The organism is Buttiauxella sp. 3AFRM03 (assembly GCF_003675305.1).
In the GTDB taxonomy this organism is placed as follows: domain Bacteria; phylum Pseudomonadota; class Gammaproteobacteria; order Enterobacterales; family Enterobacteriaceae; genus Buttiauxella; species Buttiauxella ferragutiae.
Genome location: NZ_CP033076.1, coordinates 663514 through 686665, shown reverse-complemented (window position 1 = coordinate 686665; position 23152 = coordinate 663514). Strand labels below are relative to the sequence as shown.

The window sequence follows — 23152 nt, the reverse complement described above, 5'->3', positions numbered from 1 at the left end:
AGTAATAATGGAATAAAACCATTAGCTATTTAAGAATAGTCTGTATTAAAAAGTTGTCTGTGCGTAAAAATAAATAAGCCCCCAGGATTAATTCTGAGGGCTTATTTTGAGCAGTTGCATCACGCAGATTTTGTTGTTGCTTCCTGTGCTTCTGGCAACGTGACATTAAGCTCCAGAACAGAAATATCGTCATCTTTTTGATCAAGAACGACGGTTAACATCTCTGGATCGATTTTGACGTATTTGCAAATCACTTCCAGAATATCGCGTTTTAGCTGCGGTAAATAATGCGGTTCACTATCACCACGGCGCCGTTCTGCAACGATAATTTGCAGACGTTCTTTTGCAATGTTGGCGGTGTTCTTTTTCCGTGAGAGAAAAAAGTCTAGTAATGCCATAACTTATCCTCCGAACAGGCGTTTGAGGAAGCCTTTCTTCTCTTCTTCAATGAAGCGGAAAGGGCGATCTTCGCCAAGCAGGCGCTCAACAGTATCTGCGTAAGCTTTACCAGCATCAGCCTCCTGGTCAAGAATGACCGGCTCACCCTGGTTTGACGCACGCAGAACAGATTGATCTTCCGGGATAACCCCGACCAGTGGAATGCGCAGGATTTCCAGCACATCTTCCATGCTTAGCATGTCGCCGCGATTAACACGGCCTGGGTTGTAGCGAGTAAGAAGCAGGTGTTCTTTAATCGGCGCTTCACCGTTTTCTGCACGGCGAGATTTAGAAGAAAGAATACCAAGAATTCGGTCAGAATCTCGTACCGATGAAACTTCAGGGTTAGTAGTAATAACCGCTTCATCAGCAAAATAGAGCGCCATTAATGCGCCAGTTTCGATACCTGCAGGGGAATCACAAACAATAAATTCGAAGTCCATATTTTTCAGGTCTTCAAGCACTTTCGCCACGCCTTCACGCGTGAGTGCGTCTTTGTCACGGGTCTGTGATGCCGGCAGAATATAAAGCTGCTCGGTGCGTTTATCTCTGATTAACGCCTGATTTAATGTGGCATCGCCCTGAATAACGTTGACGAAATCGTATACCACCCGACGCTCGCAGCCCATAATCAAATCCAGGTTACGCAGGCCAATATCAAAATCGATTACGACGGTTTTTCTTCCCTTCTGGGCCAAACCTGTAGCGATGGCCGCGCTGGACGTGGTCTTACCGACGCCCCCTTTACCCGATGTAACAACAATAATGCGTGCCATAAAGGAATTCCTTGTTAAAAGGGCTTAATTCAAAGGTTGAACGGAGAGAGCACCACTCGCCAGACTCAGGCGTGCTGCTTTCCCATAATAATCAGCTGGTATTTGTTCACTCAGCCAGTATTCACCCGCTATTGAGACCAGCTCAGCAGCAAGATTTGTACAGAATATTTGTGCATCACGATCGCCGCTGGCACCCGCCAGGGCACGGCCACGCATCATGCCGTAAACATGAATATTACCATCAGCTATAAGTTCTGCACCGGCACTGACGTGATTGGTGATAATCAAATCACAGTTTGGTGCATAAATGCGCTGACCGGAACGAACAGGGGTATCAATCAAACGTGTTTTTGTGATCGAGTTAACAACGGGTTCGACAGGGGCGGCAATCTCAACGGGCGCGGCCTTAGCACGTGAATTTTTTTCTTTCCCTTCCGTCAGAAGTGGCAAGCCCGCACGCTCAATTTCTTTTTTCAGCGCTTCGTCTTTACAGCCACTAATACCGACGACACGCAAACCGGAAGAAACCACTGCTTGCTGGACTTTTTTCCAGTTAACTGAACCATCGAGACTGGCAACATTCACCACCACCGGGGCATTTTTCAGAAAGGCTGGAGCCTGAGATACTTTTTCCTGGAGGGCCTGGAGAATCACCTCGGGTTGTGCGTCATGTAAATGAAGCACTGATAAGGTAAAACTGCTGCCTTTTAACTCGATTGGCGTGTTTGACATCCTGGCCTTACTCAATTCAGTTTTAATCCCCACTGCTGTGGGACGATATTCCGAAGTACATCTGGCATGTTATAGTCACAGGTATATTCAGGCAAGCCACCATCTGGCGAAAATAGAGTAAAAAAAATGTTTTGTGTGATCTACAGAAGTAGCAAGCGTGACCAGACATATCTATATGTCGAAAAAAAAGACGATTTCTCTCGGGTTCCTGAAGAATTGATGAAAGGTTTTGGTACACCCCAATTGGCGATGATATTGCCGCTTGATGGCAGTAAAAAACTGGCCAACGCTGATTTTGATAAAGTAAAGCAAGCACTCAAAGATCAGGGCTATTATTTACAATTGCCACCGCCCCCAGAAAGTTTGTTAAAAATGCACCTCGAAAGTAGTCCGAAAAAATAAGTTTCAGACTAGTGCCCAATTCTTTCCTATACATATACTCTAAATACTACGAGTTGCAGGTAGGCGGCAAGGGAGCAAATCCCCTGGAGCTTACTTGAGTAAGTGACTGGGGTTTGTGAGTGCAGCCAACGCCCCTGCAGCTTGAAGTATGACGGGTATAAAGGTAGATGATATTTAGAACAAATAACCGCGGGGAAAATAATGAATACTCCAGCAATTTGTTTAACGGTCATCGCCTTTATCCTGGGTGGTTTTAGCGTTTCATCCGCCGATGCGCAGACGCAATCTGTTGTAAACACACCGATTGCGCCGCAGCCTGAGGCTAAGCCCGCGCCGACCACGCTTGCAGAACAAGGGCGTAATCCCGCCGAATTCCCCGCTTTTGTTGAAACCCTTAAGACCCAGGCCCGAGCACAGGGTATCAGTGAACGCACCATCAACAGCGCTTTTGCCAACGTCCATTTTGTTGATCGGGTCATAAAATCTGACCAGAACCAGCTTGAAAAGAAAATCATGCTTGATGAATATCTGGCACGAGTGATCACGCCGAAAAAGATTGAAAAAGCGCGTGTGCAGTATCGCCAGCATCAAAGTGAATTAAACCAGGTCAGTGAGCGGACTGGCGTACAAAGCCAGTACATTGTGGCTTTATGGGCCATGGAAAGCTTGTTTGGTGAAATACAAGGGAAAGAGGACATCATTTCTGCACTGGCAACGCTCGCTTTTGAAGGGCGGCGTGAAGCCTTTTTTACCAAAGAGTTGATGGCATCGCTGAAAATCCTCGACCAGGGGCATATCCCGGTACAAGAGTTGAAAGGCTCGTGGGCAGGCGCGATGGGGCAAAACCAGTTTATGCCGACTTCCTATCTGCACTACGGTGCTGATGGCGATGGTGACGGGAAAATTGATATCTGGCAGAACACTAGCGATGTTTTTGCTTCCACGGCTAATTACCTGAAAAAAGAAGGTTGGCAAGCTGGTGGCTCATGGGGTAAAGAAATAACTTTACCTAAAGGTTTCAATAGTGCCCTTGCAGGTACTAAATCAAACCAGGGCAAAACCGTCACTCAGTGGCGAAAATTAGGTGTCATACAGAAAGACGGCACACCACTGCATCTGTCGAAGAAAAAAGCCTGGATTGTGACACCGGATGATAATCAGGGGCGCTCATTCCTGGTCTACAACAACTTCCGCACAATTATGCACTGGAACCGTTCTTACTACTTTGCGATAAGTATCGGCACAATGGCGGATGCGATTGTGCAGTAACCCAGACTCATCAGTTCTTATATACCCAATATACGCAACGAGGCAGAGGAAAGCATGTATCAGCATCATAACTGGCAGGGGGCGCTGCTGGATTTTCCGGTCAGCAAAGTAGTATGTGTAGGCAGTAACTACGCAAAACATATCAAAGAGATGGGCAGTGCGACGCCCGATGAGCCGGTGTTGTTCATTAAGCCCGAGAGTGCGCTGTGCGATATTCGTCAGCCGTTGGTTCTACCGCAGGATTTGGGTTCCGTTCACCATGAAGTGGAGCTGGCAATTCTGATCGGCTCAACGTTGAGAAAGGCGACGGAAGAGCATGTGACCAAAGCCATTGCAGGATATGGCGTAGCGCTTGATCTTACGTTGCGTGATTTACAAGGCAAACTTAAAAAAGCGGGCCAGCCGTGGGAAAAGTCCAAAGGGTTTGATAACTCTTGCCCGATTTCAGGTTTTGTTCTCGCCAGTGAATTTAGCGGCGATCCGCAAAACTCAGAGCTTGCGTTAAAGATCAACGGTGAAATCCGCCAGCAGGGCAGTACCTCCGATATGATCCATAAAATCGTGCCACTCATTGCCTATATGAGTCGGTTCTTCACCCTGCGTGCCGGAGATGTCATTCTCACCGGGACCCCGGAAGGTGTTGGGCCGCTCAACAGCGGTGATGAACTAGAAGTGAGCTTTGCTAACCGTAGTTTGACTACGCGTGTTCTATAATCAATTTGCCGCCTGTGGGCGGCAAAACTTGCATCTGCGGCTCAGACTGTTTATAAGGTGCGCTTGTTTTTATTACAGGACACCATCATGACAACAGCGCCGTTCTGGCAGTGCAAAACTCTTGACGAAATGAGTGATGCGGAGTGGGAATCTCTCTGCGATGGCTGCGGCCAGTGCTGTTTGCATAAATTGATGGATGAAGACACGGATGAAATCTATTTCACCAACGTTGCCTGCAAGCAGTTAAACATCAAAACTTGCCAGTGTAAAAACTATGCCCGTCGCTTTGACTACGAGCCAGATTGCATCAAGCTAACGCGTGACAATTTACCTACCTTCGAATGGCTTCCGCATACTTGCGCTTATCGTCTGTTAGCTGAAGGCAAAGACTTGCCGGCATGGCACCCGTTGTTGACTGGCTCAAAAGCGGCAATGCACGGCGAACGCATTTCTGTGCGTCATATCGCAGTGAAAGAATCCGAAGTGCGCGACTGGCAGGACCACATTTTAAACAAACCTGAGTGGGCTGATTAATCTCTGGGATTGATAGACGTTACCATCACATAAAATTTATCAGACAATATTGGGTGCAAACGCGGCCAACATTGCTTTGCTCCTTTTTATAAAAATTCTTATCTGCCAAGTTAAATATATTAAGTATGAAAAAGAAAGTGATTTGAACGATACACTGCGCCGCTTTACCGATAACGCTTAAAATATTGAGTGGAACGTCCAATAGAAGAGATGAGGCTAATACAGAGTAAACTTTGGATAATATGATTGAGCATGCCGACAAATCACTTTAATAAGCCAAAAGAGCCGGTAAAAATCAAATCGTTGGGTTTAGCTAATCTTCTCCCCATATCTCCTGTGTCTGTGTCTAAGGTTTACAGTGTAAAATTTTACCCAAGAGGTGACGGTGCAGACAAAATCACTATGAAAGTGGATTTGGGTAAAAATAAATCGTACAAATCAGAATTTTTATGATACGGTATCCTTTCAATAACAAGTAAAAGTAGGTTTTTATCCAATATTTAACATTTAAGTGTCCGTCATGTGGCGGTTCACAGTATCGCACTTCCCCCTACGATGTCCGAGAAACAAATCCCCATGGCGCTGTTTGTATCTTCTGTAAATCAGGGATGCACCTCCTTCATCAAGCGATGAGTGCGATTCATCAACATAGCGTGTCCGCTCGCTAAAAACGTCTGCCGCTGATTTTGCTTTCCCCAGTCCTGCACTGTTACCATTCGGCCTCCATAACGGAGGAATAATGAAAAAAATAACACTAGTGCTTGGGGCAATCATACTCAGTGGCTGTTCATCTCCAGAACCCACTGCACCCAAACCGCCTCAGGTTATCGGCATGCCGAACCCGGCGTCAGTTTACTGCAAAGACAAAGGCGGTGAATTAAGGACGGTGAAAACCGATTTGGGTGAGCGTGGTGATTGCTTATTGCCGAGCGGTGAACGTATGGACCAGTGGGAGCTTTATCGTCGCGACCACTAATAATAAAAAACCCGCCTCGGCGGGTTTTTGTTTTCTGGATGACCCGTCCTAAATAGCGTTGACACATTTAACTCGCAGGCAGAGGAAAATGTGATGAACCAATATGTTAAACGCACACAACGCGATTACCCTCTATCCTTTAAACTGGCCGTTGTCGAACAGGTCGAAAAAGGGGAAATGACTTACCGTCAGGCGCAAGACCGCTACGGTATTCAGGGTAGCCACACCGTCATGACGTGGTTGCGCAGATACGGTCAACTCGACTGGCACTCCCCCTCTCTCGCAAGAAAGTGCGGAGCTACTATGCCCAAAATACCTCTTACTCCCGAACAACGGATCAAAGAACTCGAGCAGCAACTGGCTGAATCAGAAATAAAAGCCCAGTTTTTTGAAGCTGTCGTGAAGGTAATGAATACCGAGTTCGGAGCCACACTGACAAAAAAGCAGTTGGCCACCTTATCACGCAAGCACAAACGCCGGGACTCACAGTAATGCGTGCTTGCCGGTTCATGGGGATCAGCCGACAGGCGTGGTATCAATCCCTGCAACGTGAGCGCGGAAGAGAAAGACAGGCGCAGCATATCGTTGAACAGGTGACGACCATCCGGCTACACCAGCCCCGGCTGGGGACACGTAAACTGCATTATTTATTGCGACAGCAACCAGAGCCGGCACTCCATGTCGGTCGGGATCGTTTGTTCCAGATACTGCGTGGCGCACGATTACTGGTAATACCGAAACGGGCGTATCACAAAACGACTCAAAGCCATCATCGCTTTTATCGTCATCCTAACTTATTGAAGGCGGGAGAAAATCAGGTTGTTGCCAGCCGCCCGGAGCAGGTGTGGGTCGCGGATATCACGTACATTCCCCTGCGTAAGGGAACGGCGTACCTCAGTCTGATAACAGACGTCTGGTCGAGAAAAATCGTGGGATATCATGTGCATGAAAGTCTGCATACCCATCATGTGGCTAAGGCGTTCAGAATGGCGCTGGTCAGCAGGCGTACAGCACATCCACTGGTGCATCACTCAGATCGGGGTGTGCAGTACTGTTCAACAGAATATCAGGCACTACACCAACGCCATGGGGTCATCTGCTCGATGACAGACGGGTATGACTGTTATCAGAATGCGCTGGCGGAACGGGTAAACGGGATATTAAAAATGGAATATCTGCTCGGGAAGCCAGAAGATATCGGACAGGCAAGAAAGATGGTCAGGGAGTCGGTGGAAATCTACAACACGCGGCGGCCACATCTGTCGCTAAAATACAAAACGCCCGATGAAGTTCATCGGGCGTTGTAAGGCCGAAAAGTGTCAACCTATAGCAGGACTAGTCAAGGTAATGAATACCGAGTTCGGAGCCACACTGACAAAAAAGCAGTTGGCCACCTTATCACGCAAGCACAAACGCCGGGACTCACAGTAATGCGTGCTTGCCGGTTCATGGGGATCAGCCGACAGGCGTGGTATCAATCCCTGCAACGTGAGCGCGGAAGAGAAAGACAGGCGCAGCATATCGTTGAACAGGTGACGACCATCCGGCTACACCAGCCCCGGCTGGGGACACGTAAACTGCATTATTTATTGCGACAGCAACCAGAGCCGGCACTCCATGTCGGTCGGGATCGTTTGTTCCAGATACTGCGTGGCGCACGATTACTGGTAATACCGAAACGGGCGTATCACAAAACGACTCAAAGCCATCATCGCTTTTATCGTCATCCTAACTTATTGAAGGCGGGAGAAAATCAGGTTGTTGCCAGCCGCCCGGAGCAGGTGTGGGTCGCGGATATCACGTACCTTCCCCTGCGTAAGGGAACGGCGTACCTCAGTCTGATAACAGACGTCTGGTCGAGAAAAATCGTGGGGTATCATGTGCATGAAAGTCTGCATACCCATCATGTGGCTAAGGCGTTCAGAATGGCGCTGGTCAGCAGGCGTACAGCACATCCACTGGTGCATCACTCAGATCGGGGTGTGCAGTACTGTTCAACAGAATATCAGGCACTACACCAACGCCATGGGGTCATCTGCTCGATGACAGACGGGTATGACTGTTATCAGAATGCGCTGGCGGAACGGGTAAACGGGATATTAAAAATGGAATATCTGCTCGGGAAGCCAGAAGATATTGGACAGGCAAGAAAGATGGTCAGGGAGTCGGTGGAAATCTACAACACGCGGCGGCCACATCTGTCGCTAAAATACAAAACGCCCGATGAAGTTCATCGGGCGTTGTAAGGCCGAAAAGTGTCAACCTATAGCAGGACTAGTCAGGAGACCTGGACTTAACGACCGAATAGGTCACGACGTTTTGGTTTGAATGGCTGAGCAATCAACACCAGCACAGCAATCACCAGGAACACAGCAAAAATTCCTACCAGCCACTGCACCATATCCAGCGACAGGAATTCCCATTGACGCACGGAACAGTCCCCTGTCGCCACAAAAACCTGTGGTAACCATTTATCGAGTGGCAACCAGCCTGGGAAACGAGCGGCAAAGTCACAGGTTACAAACGGAGAAGGGTGAAGTTGCAGCATGGTATGTTCCCATGCTAACTGCAGACCTTTCCCGGCACTATAAATCCACAGTGCAATTCCGGCATAACGCAACGGTGATTTCGGCGCAATCGCACCAACAATTCCCGCACCCATTACACCAAACAGTGCACAGCGCTCATAAATACACATTACACAAGGTTTCAGCAACATGACGTGCTGGAACCACAATGCCACCATCTCCAGGGCGAAAGCCGTGAATGCCAAAAGAAGCCAGGCACCGCGCCCACGGGAGCATTGGTTCAAATATCGCAACATAATCAGTATCCCTGCAACATGCTTTTAGTCGGCAGTGTAAACGAATTCGGTTTCAGCACCAGTACGCACATCAAAATAACATGCTAATTGAATGTTTATCAGACAAAAAGGTAAACGGGCAGCAGGCTGCCCGTAAATTTAGCTTAGTGCGGTATGGCGTCTATAGCGGGGGAGGAAATCAAACCAGTTTGCATCATCCATTCCGTGGCTGGCAGTAGAGTAAATTCTACGCATAACAGGCCGACCACAGTTAGCACCAGCGTATATGGCAGAGCCATTAGCACCATGCGACCATAAGATAGGCGAATCAGTGGTGCCAGCGCCGAAGTGAGCAGGAATAAAAATGCTGCCTGGCCGTTCGGTGTCGCAACTGATGGTAAGTTAGTCCCAGTGTTAATGGCCACCGCGAGCAACTCAAACTGTTTAAGATCGATAATGCCGCTGGTTAGCGCGGCTTTCGCTTCGTTGATGTACACGGTGCCAACAAACACGTTATCGGAAATCGATGACAAAATACCGTTGAACAAATAGAACAGCGCCAGTTGCGATTGCGGTTCGGCTTGCAATACAAATTGAATCACCGGCGTAAACAAATGCTGGTCGATAATCACTGCGACCACCGCAAAAAACACCGTTAACAGGGCAGTGAAGGGCAGCGCTTCGGTGAAGGCTTTACCTATCTGGTGTTCATCAGTCACACCACAAAGTGCAGTGGCGAAGATAATCACCGATAAACCAATTAACCCGACTTCAGCCAGATGCAGTGCCAGCGCAATAACCAGCCAAACACCAATCAATGCCTGAACGATGAGCTTCATACGGTCCTGGCGCGTGCGCTTCTGCGCGCTCCTGGTATCGTAGTCTTGCAAAATCCCACGGACTTTTTCCGGCAGTTTTTCGCCGTAACCGAGGATTTTGGTGGACTCAAGCAGAACACAGGTGAGCAGTCCGCAGACGAAAACCGGTAGGGTAACGGGTGCCATACGCAGGAAGAAATCACCAAAATGCCAACCGGCATTTTTCGCAATGATCAGGTTTTGCGGTTCGCCCACCATCGTCATCACGCCCCCCAGTGCCGTGCCGACACCCGCGTGCATCATCAGGCTGCGTAAGAAAGCGCGGAACTCTTCAAGCGTATTGCGATTCTCGGAATCAAGGCGCGAGTCATCCTGAAGATCTCCGTCAATGTCGCCAGCGGATGCCACACGGTGATAAATGTCGTAGAAACCCACTGCTACGCTGATGACCACCGCGACCACAGTAAGGGCATCGAGAAATGCTGACAAAAACGCCGCAGCGAGACAAAATGCCAGCGAGAGTAAAATCTTCGAGCGGATACCCAACAGCAACTTGGTAAAGACCAAAAGCAGGAGTTGCTTCATGAAGTAGATGCCAGCCACCATAAAGATAAGCAACAGCAAGACTTCGATGTTCGCGGCGATTTCTGTGCGCACATGGTCTGCACTGGTCATGCCGATGAACACCGCTTCAAACGCCAACATACCGCCTGGCATTAACGGATAACATTTCAGCGCCATCGCGAGGGTAAAGATAAACTCTGCTACAAGTAACCAGCCTGCCAGAAATGGGCTAACAAACCAAAAAACTAAAGGGTTAATGACTAAAAAAGTCAATAAAGTCAGCTTGTACCAATTCGGAGACTGGCCTAAGAAGTTGCGAAACAGCGCACGCCCGGTAGACATTTCCATCGTTGAATTATCATGCTCCTGTGACCCGTCATGTCTCAGATACAGAGCGGATAGTTATCAGCCTGCGTTAAAAATGAAACATTTCGGATACATTATAAAATTGCGTTTTAATCGAGGTGTTTCAGGTTAACCGCGCACAAGATTTCAATCAAGGTATTGGAATATTATTTGGATGTGTGATTACGTGCAAAATTAAACCACGATTCCACATTTGGCGGCTGTCGCTGCTACCTGCGCCGCAAGGCATCTGGTATGATGAGTCTCTTTAGCAAAACCTGTGTAATGGAAAGCATACTATGGTCATTAAGGCGCAGAGCCCAGCGGGTTTCGCGGAAGAATACATCATTGAGAGTATCTGGAATAACCGCTTCGCTCCGGGGACAATTCTTCCCGCTGAACGTGAGTTATCCGAGCTAATTGGCGTCACTCGTACCACATTGCGCGAGGTGCTTCAGCGTCTGGCGCGTGATGGCTGGTTAACCATTCAGCATGGCAAGCCGACCAAAGTGAATAACTTCTGGGAAACCTCAGGTTTAAACATTCTGGAAACGCTGGCACGTCTCGATCACGACAGCGTGCCGCAGCTGATTGATAATCTGTTATCCGTTCGTACCAACATCGCGACGATCTTTATCCGCACCGCTGTTCGTCAGCATCCGGATAAAGCACAAGAAGTCCTGGCGACGGCGAATAGTGTTGAAGACCACGCTGATGCGTTTGCAAAGCTGGATTACAGCATTTTCCGTGGCCTGGCGTTCGCTTCTGGCAACCCGATTTACGGGCTAATCCTCAATGGAATGAAAGGATTATATACCCGTATCGGTCGTCACTATTTCTCAAGCCCTGAAGCGCGCAGCCTGGCATTAGGCTTCTACCACCGTCTGGCAGAAATTTGCCAACAAGGCCTGCACGACCAGGTATTTGATACCGTTCGTACCTATGGCCGTGAAAGTGGTGAAATCTGGCATCGGATGCAGAAAAATTTACCGGGCGATTTGGCGATGCACAGCCGTTAATCTGGCATTTTCATATCAACCCACGTAATACGAAAAACGCTTCCCGAAGGAAGCGTTTTTTTATGCCTGTGCAGTGACGGTCACAGGCTATTGAGCCGTGGAGGGCAACGTTCAAGCAACTCAACGCTACCATCTTCATTTTGCTGCTCGAGCGTCACATCAAAGCCCCACAGACGATGCACATGTTTGAGGACTTCACGACGCCCTTTATCCAGTGGCGCTCGGTTATGCGGGATATAACGCAGCGTGAGCGAACGGTCGCCGCGCAAATCAACGTTCCACACCTGAATATTTGGCTCAAGGTTGCTGAGATTGTACTGAGCGGACAGTTCAGCACGGATCTTCCGGTAGCCTTCTTCATTATGAATAGCGGCAATTTCCAGGTAATTATTGCGGTCATCATCAAGCACGGTAAACAAACGGAAATCGCGCATCAGTTTTGGTGACAGGAACTGGCTGATAAAACTTTCGTCCTTGAAATCACGCATCGCGAAATGCAGTGTTTCCAGCCAATCTTTACCCGCAATATCCGGGAACCAGTAGCGATCTTCTTCGGTCGGCGACTGGCAAATTCGTTTGATATCCTGGAACATTGCAAAACCGAGGGCATACGGGTTAATCCCGCTGTACCACGGGCTGTTGTACGGCGGCTGGAACACCACATTAGTGTGGCTGTGCAAAAACTCCAGCATAAAGCGGTCGGTCACTTTACCTTCATCATACAGATGATTAAGGATGGTGTAGTGCCAGAACGTCGCCCAGCCTTCATTCATCACTTGTGTTTGTTTCTGCGGATAAAAATACTGACTGACCTTACGCACGATACGCAAAATTTCACGCTGCCATGACTCCAGCAGCGGTGCATTCTTCTCCATAAAATAGAGCAGGTTTTCTTGCGGCTCAGAAGGGTAACGACGTGCTTCAGCAACCGTCTTTTCCTCTTCACGGCGTGGCAGGGTGCGCCAGAGCGTGTTGACCTGGCTTTGCAGGTACTCTTCACGGCTTTTCTGCCGGGCGGTTTCTTCCTGCAATGAAATCTTCTGCGGACGTTTATAGCGATCCACGCCGTAGTTCATCAGGGCATGGCAGGAGTCGAGCAAACGCTCTACTTCATCTACGCCATAACGCTCTTCACACTCGGTGATGTATTTACGGGCGAAAATCAGATAATCAATAATCGAGCTGGCATCCGTCCAGCTACGGAACAAGTAGTTGTTCTTGAAGAAAGAGTTGTGCCCATAACAGGCATGCGCGATAACCAGTGCCTGCATTGTGATGGTGTTTTCTTCCATCAAATAAGCGATACACGGGTTCGAGTTGATGACGATTTCATAGGCCAAACCCTGCTGCCCATGTTTATAAAGCCGCTCCGTTTCAATGAATTTTTTACCAAATGACCAGTGCGGGTAGTTAATCGGCATCCCGACACTTGAATAAGCATCCATCATTTGCTCGGAGGTAATCACTTCAATTTGATGAGGATAAGTCTCCAGCCGATAGAGTTTAGCGACACGGTCAATCTCAGCGAGATAGACATCAAGCAGTTCGAACGTCCAGTCAGGTCCATCACTAAGACGTTTAGAATCCTTTGTGGCGGAATCAGTAACAATAGCCATCAGCGCGCCCTCATTGTTGGCGGCTCTCTCTGGATGGAAAGCCTCACCTTCAAGAATAGACAACTCCTGAAACTTAGCCGCTGCAAGCAAAATTTTTTCCTCACGATTTACTCATCTTAACCCCCCGTATTTGACGAGAAATGCAGAATAATATTCTGCGTAAAATAGAATCATCGCAGGAGATTCTAATTATCGCCATCCTGCTGTATCAGCTAAGGATGTGAGGAAAGTCACTATAATAAAGCCATATGTTGAATAACATTTTCATCTGGGTTATCAATTTGTAATCAGAAGATTATTCTTTTAGCTAAATGGTGGAATGGATATGCGTGTTGTGGTGCTGGGAAGTGGTGTTGTTGGTGTCAGCAGTGCCTGGTATTTGCGTCAGGCTGGGCATGATGTCACGGTTATCGACAGGGAAGCGGGGCCTGCCATGGAAACCAGCGCGGCCAATGCCGGGCAAATATCACCGGGTTACGCCGCCCCCTGGGCAGCTCCTGGTGTGCCGCTTAAAGCTATTAAATGGATGTTCCAGCGCCACGCTCCACTGGCCATTAGCCTTGATGGCACGCAATTTCAGCTGAAGTGGATGTTGCAAATGCTGCGCAATTGCGACATGCGCCATTACATGGAAAACAAAGGCCGCATGGTGCGCCTGGCAGAGTACAGCCGCGATTGCCTGAAAGAACTGCGCCAGAGCACCAATATTCAATATGAAGGACGGCAGGGCGGTACGCTGCAACTGTTCCGCACCGCGCAGCAGTTTGAAAACGCGGCCAAAGACATTGCGGTTCTCGAAGATGCCGGTGTGCCGTACCAATTGCTGGAAGCCAGTCGTTTAGCCGAAGTAGAGCCTGCACTGGCTGATGTGGCCCATAAACTGACGGGTGGCCTGCGTCTTCCTAATGATGAAACTGGCGACTGCCAGTTGTTCACGCAAAATCTGGCCCGCATGGCCGCGGAAGCGGGCGTAGTGTTTCGTTTTAATACGCCAGTCGATCGTTTGCTGTATGAAGGCCAGAATATTTTTGGTGTGCAGTGCGGTAAAGAGGTGGTGAAAGCCGATGCCTATGTTGTCGCTTTCGGTTCGTATTCCACGGGCTTATTGAAAAATATCGTTGATATTCCAGTGTATCCGCTCAAAGGCTATTCCCTGACTATACCTATTGCCGATGAGCAAGGCGCTCCGGTTTCGACTATTCTCGATGAGACATACAAAATTGCTATCACGCGTTTCGACCAGCGTATTCGCGTCGGCGGAATGGCAGAAATTGTTGGATACAACACTGAATTACGGCAACCACGTCGTGAAACCCTGGAAATGGTCGTCCGCGATCTTTACCCGCGCGGTGGGCACGTTGAACAGGCGACATTCTGGACCGGTTTACGTCCGATGACGCCAGACGGCACGCCGATTGTCGGGCGGACACCGTTCAAGAATTTGTGGCTCAACACGGGGCACGGAACGCTGGGTTGGACGATGGCCTGCGGCTCAGGTCAGATGTTAAGTGATTTAATTTCTGGAAGAACACCGGCGATTCCGTTTGATGATCTCGCGGTAGCGCGTTACTCCCCAGGCTTCAATCCGACAGGCTCACAGCGTCTGCATAACGCTCATAATTAATTTTAAACAAGGAGCGGACATGACCCGTCCTGTTCTTGCGACGCTGGATCTCAGCGCGCTGCGTAACAATTTAAAAGTTGTCCGCCGGGCAGCACCTCATTCACGCGTCTGGTCGGTCGTCAAAGCGAATGCTTATGGTCATGGTCTGGAGCGTATCTGGTCGTCATTAAATGAAACTGATGGCTTCGCGATGCTCAACATTGAAGAAGCTATTTTGCTGCGTGAACGCGGCTGGAAAGGGCCGATTTTGATGCTCGAAGGCTTTTTCCACGCCGATGAACTGCCGCTGTTTGACCAGTACCGTCTCACCACCAGTTTGCACAGCAACTGGCAGGTGAAGGCTCTGGCGAATGCCAAACTTAACGCACCACTCGATGTTTATCTGAAAATGAACAGTGGCATGAACCGACTCGGGTTCAGCGCTGATCGGGTGCATTCTATCTGGCAGCAATTACGGGTTATTGCCAACGTCGGCCAGTTAACGCTGATGGCACATTTTGCCGATGCGGAGCAGCCTGAAGGGATTGTTGAACCGATGAAGCGGGTAGAGCAGGCAGTCGAAGGTTTAGATTGCCCTCGCTCACTCGCGAATTCTGCGGCGACGCTGTGGCACCCTGAAGCGCATTTCGATTGGGTTCGTCCTGGTATTGTGCTGTATGGCGCATCGCCGAGCGGCCAATGGTGCGATGTCGCCACCAGCGGCTTGCAGCCGGTCATGAGTTTGCAAAGTGAAATTATTGGTATCCAGAATCTCAAACCGGGCGATGCCGTCGGTTACGGCAGTCGTTATCGAACTGATGCTGAACAGCGAATTGGTATCGTCGCTTGTGGTTATGCGGATGGTTACCCGCGTCATGCACCGACGGGTACGCCAGTGCGTGTCGACGGCGTGTTAACGCACACTGTCGGGGCGATATCCATGGACATGCTGGCTGTTGACCTCACACCATGCCCACAGGCTGGGATAGGTAGCCCGGTTGAGTTGTGGGGTAACGAGGTTAAAATTGATGATGTCGCTCATGCTGCAGGGACAGTAGGGTACGAACTGATGTGTGCACTGGCACCGCGAGTGCCTGTTGTGACACAGCCTTAAAAGCTGGCGGATGACGCTTACGCTTATCCGCCCTACAAAACGTGGATGTCGGATTAGCGCAAGCGATATCCGACACCCACTTTGTTACTCGATTTCTTCGCTTTCGACTCTGACACCGATTTTAAGCACCTGATTATCTTCTTTCTCGGCAACCGTCCAAATCATGCCAGCGAATTCTACCTGGTCACCGACGACCGGCGCTGCACCAAGCATGCCTACCACAAATTCACCCAACGTTTGCTGCGTGTTCACACTGTCATCCAGCTCAAGCCCATAAATGGTCGCGACATCGGCAAACTGGGCGCTGGCTTCGAGGATAAAGTCCCCAAAGAAGCGCTGATCAAGCGCCACAGGAGGTGACTGGCTAAACATTTTACCGAGTGCAGGCAGATCGCGCTCACGGCCAATAACACAGAGCACATCACCGACTTTCAACCGCGTGCGGTCGCCAGGATTCATCAGAACATTGTCACGAAACAGTGCCGCTATTCGCGTGTCTTTCGGCATTTTCAGGTCGCGCAGGGAGGCACCGATGCACCATTTATCTTCACTTAGCTGATACACGAACTGTTCCCATGGATTCTCCGGATGAATATCCAGACCGACACGGGAAACTGGCCAACCGACTGGCGGCACCACAACTTTGGCTTTTTTAGCCGCCCAACTCAGAGACGTGCCCTGTAACAACAACGATACCAGCACCACGAAGAACGCCACATTGAAGAACAAACGAGCATTTTCGAGGCCCGCCATCATCGGGAATACCGCGAGGATAATCGGCACCGCACCGCGTAATCCTACCCAACTGATAAACACACGTTCACGCAGATTAAAGCCACGGAATGGCAGCAGACCGAGGAACACAGACAGCGGGCGGGCAAAGAAAATCATCCAGATGGAAAGCAGCAACGCCGGAATGGCAATCGGCAACAAATCAGTAGGGTTCACCAGCAATCCCAGCACCAGGAACATGCCGATTTGCGCAAACCACGCCAGCCCGTCAAAGTTTTGCAGAATACCAAAGCGGCTGCGAATCGGGCGGTTACCTAACAGGAAACCACAAAGATAGACCGCCAGAATCCCACTACCGTTCAGCGCCGTGGTGATGCCAAACACCATAATCCCGCCGCTCAACGCCAGCAGCGGATACAAACCTTGTGGCAAAGTGATGCGGTTGATCATCTGCAACAATAGATAACCGCCGCCGAGGCCGAGCAAAATTCCCAGCCCAAACTGCTGAATAAGATGCACCACGAACATCCAGCTCAAGCCAGTTTGCCCCTGCTGAATCATCTCAATCAGCGTGATGGTCAGAAACACTGCCATCGGATCGTTACTGCCAGATTCAATCTCCAGTGTGGCGCCAACACGTTCGTTAAGCCCTTTGCCGCCAAGCAATGAAAACACCGCTGCGGCATCGGTTGAGCCGACGATAGCGCCAATCAGTAAGCCTTCGATTAAATTAAGATTGAACAGCCAGGCGGCCGCCATACCGGTTAAACCCGATGTTACCAATACGCCAACAGTGGCAAGCGAAAGCGCGGGGCCAAGGGCTACACGAAACGAACTGGCCTGGGTGCGCATTCCGCCATCAAGCAGGATCACCGCCAGTGCCAGGTTACTGACCAAATAAGCGAAAGGATAATTATCAAACGGAATGCCACCGATACCGTCGATCCCCGCTAACATGCCGATAGCGAGGAAAATAACCAGAATGGGGATACCAAGACGAGAGGAAAAAGAACTTAATAAGATGCTACAAGTTACCAATACGGAACCTAAAATAAACAGACTGACGATCGCCCCTGCGTCCAAAATTATCTTTCCCCTTTTGCCTGTGCCAAACGTGTACATATGTTAACACGGAAGGCATTGATTAATTGTGCTATCTGCAGGGCGAAAGTTACTTTTTTTGCCTCATAACGGGGTGACCACTGACGGTCAGGCTGGCAGTTTGCCCATCGTGATGCAGTTCACCCCAGGCACCCAGTGGCAGGGTAACTGTTTCGGGTTCATGGCCGAACGGTAAACCCCGCAGGACCGGTATCGATAAGCGTTGTTGCAACATTTGGCACATTTCGTCGAAATCATACCCGCCATCATAATCACTTAGCGTTGCACCATTAAAACTGCCCAGAATCAGCGCTTTTTGACGCGCTAAAATCCCTGCGTGATGAAGTTGCAGCAACAAGCGCTCCACGCGGAACGGGTGCTCGTTAATATCTTCAACCACTAAAATGCCGCCATCGATAACCTTGAGCCATGGCGATCCAATCATCGACACCAGCATCGCCAGATTTCCTCCCCACAACGTACCGCTCGCGGTACAGGCTGGCGTAGGGCTTTGCCAGTCCACGGTAAATTTCGGTTCAGTAATTGCTTGCCAGAAATGCTGCCAGGTGAAGCTATTCAACTCTTCAGCGCCAAAGTTACCGGCAAGCATTGGCCCGCTGAAGGTAACCGTCCCGGTTTGGGAAAGGAGCGCTAACTGAATTGCGGTGAAATCGCTATGCCCGCAAATGATCGGTGTCCGTTCAGCAAAGGCATGTCCAAGGCTCGAATAGTCAATCTTTTCAAGCAGACGCGTTGCACCATAGCCGCCGCGTACCGCCAGCACGATATCGCATTCTGACGGCAGTGCAGATAAATCCTGAATATCGGCCAGTCGTTGTTCGTCTGTTCCGGCAAAACGCTGGAAGCGTCGCGTCACCACAGACTGGTTCTCAACCCGGTGACCTGCGGCTTTCAAACGTTCGATGCCGCGGGCAGCAGCAGCCTGATTAACACAGAATCCAGAGGGGGCAATTAAACGAATCGTCGACATGGCATTTCCTTGCGTAAAGTGAATTGGTTATCATGCCGCTTGAAACGGTGGTTGTCACCCGTCGACAACGACGAATCGCGGTAACTACGGCTTAGTAATATAAGGATAGATGCGTGAATATAAGATGGCTGATTGTATTGGTTCTGGTATTAGCGGGTTGTTCGAGCCACACAACCAAACAACCCGAGTGGGATCCAACAAAACCGGTACAACGCGCATTAACATGGATGCCAATTACCGAACAAGCGGCAAAAGAGTGGGGCGTAAGTCCACGCGTGGTGACAGCCATTATTGCTGTGGAGTCCGGCGGTAACCCTGCGCTGGTCAGTAAATCCAATGCTGTGGGTCTGATGCAGATTAAAGCCTCAACAGCTGGCAAAGATGTTTATCGCCATCTGGGGTGGGGCGGGCAGCCGTCAACCAGTGAGCTGAAAGACCCGGCTCGTAACATCTCAATTGGTACTGCGTATTTGAGCATTCTCGAACACGGCATTCTGGCCGGTATTGAGGACCCGGAAACGATGCAATATGCGTTACTGGCCTCGTATGCTAACGGTGCGGGGGCATTGCTCAGGACGTTCTCCTCAGATCGCAAAAAGGCCATTGATGAGATCAATGACCTAAGCCCAGACGAGTTTTACCAGTACATCGCGAAGAACCACCCGGCACCGCAGGCACCACGGTATTTGTATAAGGTCTCTAAAGCGTTAAACGCGATGTAACTGTTTGCTATTTCACCCGGCCTGCTTTCTCGCGGGCCGACCGTTCCAGCGAGAAAATAATACGCTGCAATTCGCGCTGCACGGCGGGGTTAACGTTAAGAAAGCGGAAACTCAGGCGTGGGGTACTGACAGTCTGGTTCTTACTGTCGATCACTTTCCGTTCAGATAAGGTGATCAACTGCATATCAAAATGGAATTTCCCCCACTGTACTAAATCGAGTTCCACCTGAGAAAAACGCATCCCATCTTTCAGCCCTTCCGGCAGTGGGCCATCAACCAATGCACCCATTCCACCTAATGACAAATCACACAGCCTGAACCGGAAGGGAGAACCATCGGGTAGCGTTGTGTTGCACAAATAATACGGCTGCAAGGGGGCTGAAATTCGGAAGTACTCGCGGCGTTGAACAAACCATAAAGCCGGTGGAATAGGGGCGTGGAATGCCGGTAAGTTCAGGTAATTTATCGCCGTGATTTTCGGCAAGATAAATTCAACCTTCGCCCCTTCGGTTTCGGCGGTGAATTGAATGTTTGCTGCTTTCTGCGCGCCCTGGTTTTCCTGCGCCTGGCTACCAAAATCCACAATCAAACCTGCCGCAGTGACCTCAAGAATCTTGCTGATGAATTGCCCGGATTGCCAGCTCAGACGAATCGGTACCTGCTTTTTATGGAGATCACGTAACACGCCTAATACTGCCAGAGGACTTTGTTTCAGAAACTGCTCGTTATAGTTACTCAAGGCCAGGTCCATGTTGTGTTTTGAAAGCTGTAAGAAACTATATCGGCAGAAAAATGAAAAACTTAAGATAAATCTCGGTTTTTTATCTTCACAAATTCAATATGTTGGTGACGTCAGTCACATTTTTCTAACACTTGATTATACTTAGCGTACCGACAAACAGAAGCCATGGTCATGTTGACGTGGATTCTGACTTGTTACGACCAACACAATAATGAAGAGGACGTTTAACATGGGTATTCTGGCCTGGATTATTTTCGGTTTGATAGCGGGTGTTATTGCAAAACTTCTTATGCCTGGTCGAGACGGTGGTGGTTTTATCCTTACCTGTATTTTAGGGATCATCGGTGCCGTTGTAGGGGGCTGGATAGCGACATTTCTTCATATTGGTGGCAGTGTTACGGGCTTCAACTTACCGAGTTTCCTGGTTGCCGTTGCGGGCGCGATTATTGTGCTAATTATTTACCGCATGGTTCGACGATAATTTGTGCAAATGGTGGATGACGCTGGCGCTTATCCCACCTACAACTACTTTTGTAGGTCGGGTAAGCGTAGCGTCACCCGACAAAAGCTATTCTCAGCGGCCCCATTTCTGGGGCCGTTTCATGTTTACTGTTTTTGCGTAAAGAAGTCGTTGTACAGCATATAAAGATGCGCGGCACTCCATGAGAAGTTAGGTGCGCCTTGTTGTTCACCGGTTAGTGGATTGTAGTTCTCACGAATTGGCCCGTCGGTAATCAGCCCGTTAGCATGCGCAAAGAAGCGGTTAGCCATTTCGACCGCATCAGCACGATAACCATAGCGTTCCATCCCTTTCAGCCCGAAGTAGAACTGATCCACCCACACGCGTCCGCGCCAGTAAATATCTGGCCCGAATGCCGGATTGGTGAGGGCTGCGGTGCCCAAAGGCACGTAAGTGTTGAACTCTTTCGGGTCTTTCATCACCTTAACCACGGCGTCAGCATGTGGCTGGGTGGCGGCACCGTTAAATAACGGTGACCAGCCTTCCGGCCCTTTGCCACGTGCGACGATAGGTTTCCCCGCGCAGCCATTTGCCAGCGGTTTATCCTCAATGCGGATGTCGTAATAGAAGCCGGTCACGTCGTCGAACATACAGGTGTTAATGTAATCAGCCAGTTTTTTGGCGTGACCACGGAATTTCTGCGCATCATCCTGTTTGCCCAGAATATCGGCCATTTCCGCCAGGTAACTACTGTCGCTGTACATGTAGCTGGCCTGATCAACCGACTCCTGGAGCAACGAATAGCCCAGCAAAGTGCCATCTGGCGCGCGGTTTTCCGCGAACAGCACCTGCCAGTCTTCGCGCTTACCGCCTTTATCCAGATAACGCTGCAACTGGTCTGGTTCAATAAAACCAAATACCGCTGCACCATCACGCCCTGATTCCCAGGCTGCCGCCACCTGCGCCGGAATATCGATGCTGTCATACTTTCCGCTGCGTAACACGCGGTTGTAATTCTCCAGACCGACCATTTTTTGCTCTTTGTTGCCGCGTTTCACGGTAAATATCATTTCGCCATTGGCGGTGTTATGCGCTTTGTCGCGAGTCGCACCGTATTCCGGCACACCGTTGTGGTTATGGTCGCGGTTGCGTAACCACCAGTCATGATAAGCCACCAGATGCGGATACATCTCTTCCAGCCAGGCTTTATCGGCGGTGGTTTTATACACTTCCATCACTGACCAGGCAGCGAGACTTGGCTTAGTATTGCGTTCGTTCCAGTTGCTACCATCGCCCCCGCGCTCTGGGTTGGTGTTATACGCCAGCAGATCCGGCACAAAGCCCACATCCCAGGGGCGCACAGGGTCATCAGCCGGGATTTGCCACGCAAATACGGCGCGGATGTTATCTTTTGCCACATCCGGGTTGAAATGCGCCATCGCGTAAGCCTGTTTCCAGGTGTCCCACGGCCAGGTCTGGTTACCGGAGAACCAACGTCCGGTCACCGATGGGGTGACGGAGTCGAACTTCATCGCTCCGGCAACACCGCGCCAGTTGCCATTGAGCGTCTCAATCGATTTCACTGCAACGCGAGTCTGAGCCGCTGTGGCATCAGGGTTGTTTAACCCTTTCTTTAGATAACCTTCCCAGCGTTGTTCCGAGGCGCTGAGATATGGCTGTGGATGCTGAAGAATATCGGTGATTTTGGCTTGTTCTTTTTGCACTTCCGCCGCATTCAGCAGGTGCGAGTAGGTAGTATAAATAGTGGTGGAACGGGCAATATTCGCCTTTGCCACAAAACTATGCCCGTTGATTTGCGTGCTCATCGGCAGCGTTTTGTGGATTTGGTATTGCGACTCGCCAGACGTCATCAGATTAGAGTCGGAGCGCACTTTACCAAAGCTCACGTTCAGCCCGTCTTGGGTGGCGTATAGTGTGCGGTCGTATGCAGGGAATGCCTGGTCAATCGTCTCGTTTGACTGCGGTTTCTGTTCCTGTAGATGGTATTTTTCCAGCAACTGCCCATCCCACACCAGCTCAAGCGGTGTGTCGGTGGTTACCTCTGTCGCCAGTAAAGAGGTGCGGGAAGTGACAAAACGCAGCGTCATTTTTACCGTCACACCAGGTGCGGAGAGCGTTTGAATCAAAGCACCAGGAATGCTGTACGCCTGCATGGTGAACGCCACTTTCTCACCGTTTTTATACACGCTCAGGCGGTCGAAATTATTCGCCATAAAGTTGATGTACTCTTCGGTCAGTAGCGCCGGCCCCGGGAATCCGCCCATACCTTCGCTGTTTGCGGGCAGCAAATGCCCGTGCCACGCACCATCATCAAACAGCGGGTTAAAGCGCTGATGCTCATCAAAATCGTAATCGAGCATCGCTTGCGGCGCGCCGCTGCGGTCAATAACGTTGTGGAACTGATTAGCTTTGAGGGTTGTCGAGTCATGGTCTGTTGACTGACATCCCGACAACGCGAGCAACACCGCCAGTGGGGCAAGTCGAAGTACTGGTTTCATGCCGTTTCCTTACCAATAAAAGAGTGCATCAGAAGTATCGAATGGTTATGCCGTTTGCTTGCATTATTGTTACGGCAGGGTAACGGTAGTTATCTTAGATAATATTTTACTAAAAAATACACTTGAAGCAGCAAAGCGATAGCTGGCTCACAACTTCAGATT

20 protein-coding genes and 2 pseudogenes are annotated in these 23152 nt (G+C 49.8%); 12 read left to right on the top strand and 10 right to left on the bottom strand.

Going from position 1 to position 23152, the window contains the following annotated elements; genetic code table 11:
• Positions 1 to 119 precede the first annotated feature (119 nt).
• From minE to minC, 3 genes are read right to left on the bottom strand one after another with little or no spacing between them, the layout of a single operon-like run.
• Complete coding sequence (gene minE, locus D8682_RS04435; protein WP_064546115.1) at positions 120 to 398, bottom strand: cell division topological specificity factor MinE; 279 nt, start codon at positions 396 to 398, stop codon at positions 120 to 122.
• A 3-nt stretch (positions 399 to 401) separates the two neighbouring features.
• Entirely contained in the window at positions 402 to 1214 is an 813-nt protein-coding gene (minD, locus tag D8682_RS04430; RefSeq protein ID WP_034495914.1) for a septum site-determining protein MinD, read from the bottom strand.
• Positions 1215 to 1238: 24 nt separating this feature from the next.
• Positions 1239 to 1946: a septum site-determining protein MinC gene (minC, locus tag D8682_RS04425; protein ID WP_064546117.1), complete on the bottom strand. Its 708-nt coding sequence runs from the start codon at positions 1944 to 1946 to the stop codon at positions 1239 to 1241.
• A gap of 126 nt (positions 1947 to 2072) precedes the next feature.
• On the opposite strand from minC, the gene D8682_RS04420 reads away from it, so the two are divergent.
• The 7 genes and pseudogenes from D8682_RS04420 to D8682_RS04385 all read left to right on the top strand — a co-directional run.
• Positions 2073 to 2348 carry a YcgL domain-containing protein gene (locus tag D8682_RS04420; protein WP_064546121.1) on the top strand — a complete coding sequence of 92 codons (276 nt, stop codon included), beginning with the start codon at positions 2073 to 2075 and terminating at the stop codon, positions 2346 to 2348.
• 201 nt (positions 2349 to 2549) lie between these two features.
• Entirely contained in the window at positions 2550 to 3617 is a 1068-nt protein-coding gene (locus tag D8682_RS04415; RefSeq protein ID WP_064546123.1) for a lytic transglycosylase domain-containing protein, read from the top strand.
• Positions 3618 to 3671: 54 nt separating this feature from the next.
• The gene (locus D8682_RS04410; RefSeq protein WP_121813622.1) at positions 3672 to 4331 is read left to right on the top strand and encodes a fumarylacetoacetate hydrolase family protein; all 660 of its coding nucleotides are present in this window, start codon (positions 3672 to 3674) and stop codon (positions 4329 to 4331) included.
• Between the two features lie 87 nt (positions 4332 to 4418).
• Positions 4419 to 4865 carry a YcgN family cysteine cluster protein gene (locus tag D8682_RS04405; protein WP_064546127.1) on the top strand — a complete coding sequence of 149 codons (447 nt, stop codon included), beginning with the start codon at positions 4419 to 4421 and terminating at the stop codon, positions 4863 to 4865.
• 739 nt (positions 4866 to 5604) lie between these two features.
• Complete coding sequence (locus tag D8682_RS04395; protein WP_121813621.1) at positions 5605 to 5841, top strand: DUF333 domain-containing protein; 237 nt, start codon at positions 5605 to 5607, stop codon at positions 5839 to 5841.
• A 93-nt stretch (positions 5842 to 5934) separates the two neighbouring features.
• A pseudogene (locus D8682_RS04390) lies at positions 5935 to 7171 on the top strand (IS3 family transposase).
• Positions 7150 to 8087 (top strand): annotated as a pseudogene (locus D8682_RS04385) (IS3 family transposase); the annotation flags it as partial. The pseudogenes D8682_RS04390 and D8682_RS04385, both read left to right, overlap by 22 nt.
• A 47-nt stretch (positions 8088 to 8134) precedes the next feature.
• Here the strand turns inward: D8682_RS04385 and dsbB are convergent.
• Together dsbB and nhaB are read right to left on the bottom strand one after the other, a co-directional pair.
• The gene (dsbB, locus tag D8682_RS04380) at positions 8135 to 8665 is read right to left on the bottom strand and encodes a disulfide bond formation protein DsbB (RefSeq protein ID WP_064546132.1); all 531 of its coding nucleotides are present in this window, start codon (positions 8663 to 8665) and stop codon (positions 8135 to 8137) included.
• A gap of 143 nt (positions 8666 to 8808) precedes the next feature.
• Positions 8809 to 10374: a Na(+)/H(+) antiporter NhaB gene (gene nhaB, locus D8682_RS04375; protein ID WP_121813620.1), complete on the bottom strand. Its 1566-nt coding sequence runs from the start codon at positions 10372 to 10374 to the stop codon at positions 8809 to 8811.
• 296 nt (positions 10375 to 10670) lie between these two features.
• Here nhaB and fadR point away from each other — a divergent pair, with 296 nt between their 5' ends.
• The gene (gene fadR, locus D8682_RS04370; RefSeq protein WP_064546136.1) at positions 10671 to 11390 is read left to right on the top strand and encodes a fatty acid metabolism transcriptional regulator FadR; all 720 of its coding nucleotides are present in this window, start codon (positions 10671 to 10673) and stop codon (positions 11388 to 11390) included.
• Between the two features lie 80 nt (positions 11391 to 11470).
• Here fadR and D8682_RS04365 read toward each other — a convergent pair whose 3' ends face one another.
• Positions 11471 to 13006, bottom strand: a complete 1536-nt coding sequence (locus tag D8682_RS04365) for a SpoVR family protein (RefSeq protein WP_064546553.1) — start codon at positions 13004 to 13006, stop codon at positions 11471 to 11473.
• 325 nt (positions 13007 to 13331) lie between these two features.
• Here D8682_RS04365 and D8682_RS04360 point away from each other — a divergent pair, with 325 nt between their 5' ends.
• Complete coding sequence (locus tag D8682_RS04360) at positions 13332 to 14630, top strand: D-amino acid dehydrogenase (RefSeq protein ID WP_064546139.1); 1299 nt, start codon at positions 13332 to 13334, stop codon at positions 14628 to 14630.
• 19 nt (positions 14631 to 14649) lie between these two features.
• Positions 14650 to 15723, top strand: coding sequence for a catabolic alanine racemase DadX (gene dadX, locus D8682_RS04355; RefSeq protein ID WP_121813619.1), 1074 nt, complete (start codon positions 14650 to 14652; stop codon positions 15721 to 15723).
• An 84-nt stretch (positions 15724 to 15807) separates the two neighbouring features.
• Here the strand turns inward: dadX and D8682_RS04350 are convergent, their stop codons facing one another.
• Both D8682_RS04350 and ldcA read right to left on the bottom strand, forming a co-directional pair.
• Entirely contained in the window at positions 15808 to 17538 is a 1731-nt protein-coding gene (locus D8682_RS04350; RefSeq protein ID WP_121813618.1) for a potassium/proton antiporter, read from the bottom strand.
• A gap of 88 nt (positions 17539 to 17626) precedes the next feature.
• Complete coding sequence (ldcA, locus tag D8682_RS04345) at positions 17627 to 18547, bottom strand: muramoyltetrapeptide carboxypeptidase (RefSeq protein ID WP_121813617.1); 921 nt, start codon at positions 18545 to 18547, stop codon at positions 17627 to 17629.
• A 113-nt stretch (positions 18548 to 18660) separates the two neighbouring features.
• On the opposite strand from ldcA, the gene emtA reads away from it, so the two are divergent.
• Complete coding sequence (gene emtA, locus D8682_RS04340) at positions 18661 to 19269, top strand: membrane-bound lytic murein transglycosylase EmtA (protein ID WP_064546147.1); 609 nt, start codon at positions 18661 to 18663, stop codon at positions 19267 to 19269.
• A 7-nt stretch (positions 19270 to 19276) separates the two neighbouring features.
• Here emtA and D8682_RS04335 read toward each other — a convergent pair whose 3' ends face one another.
• The gene (locus tag D8682_RS04335; RefSeq protein ID WP_064546555.1) at positions 19277 to 20008 is read right to left on the bottom strand and encodes a flagellar brake protein; all 732 of its coding nucleotides are present in this window, start codon (positions 20006 to 20008) and stop codon (positions 19277 to 19279) included.
• 232 nt (positions 20009 to 20240) lie between these two features.
• On the opposite strand from D8682_RS04335, the gene D8682_RS04330 reads away from it, so the two are divergent.
• Complete coding sequence (locus D8682_RS04330) at positions 20241 to 20492, top strand: GlsB/YeaQ/YmgE family stress response membrane protein (protein ID WP_064546149.1); 252 nt, start codon at positions 20241 to 20243, stop codon at positions 20490 to 20492.
• A 125-nt stretch (positions 20493 to 20617) separates the two neighbouring features.
• On the opposite strand, the gene ygjK is transcribed toward D8682_RS04330, so the two are convergent.
• Positions 20618 to 22990, bottom strand: coding sequence for an alpha-glucosidase (gene ygjK / locus D8682_RS04325; RefSeq protein ID WP_121813616.1), 2373 nt, complete (start codon positions 22988 to 22990; stop codon positions 20618 to 20620).
• Positions 22991 to 23152 lie beyond the last annotated feature (162 nt).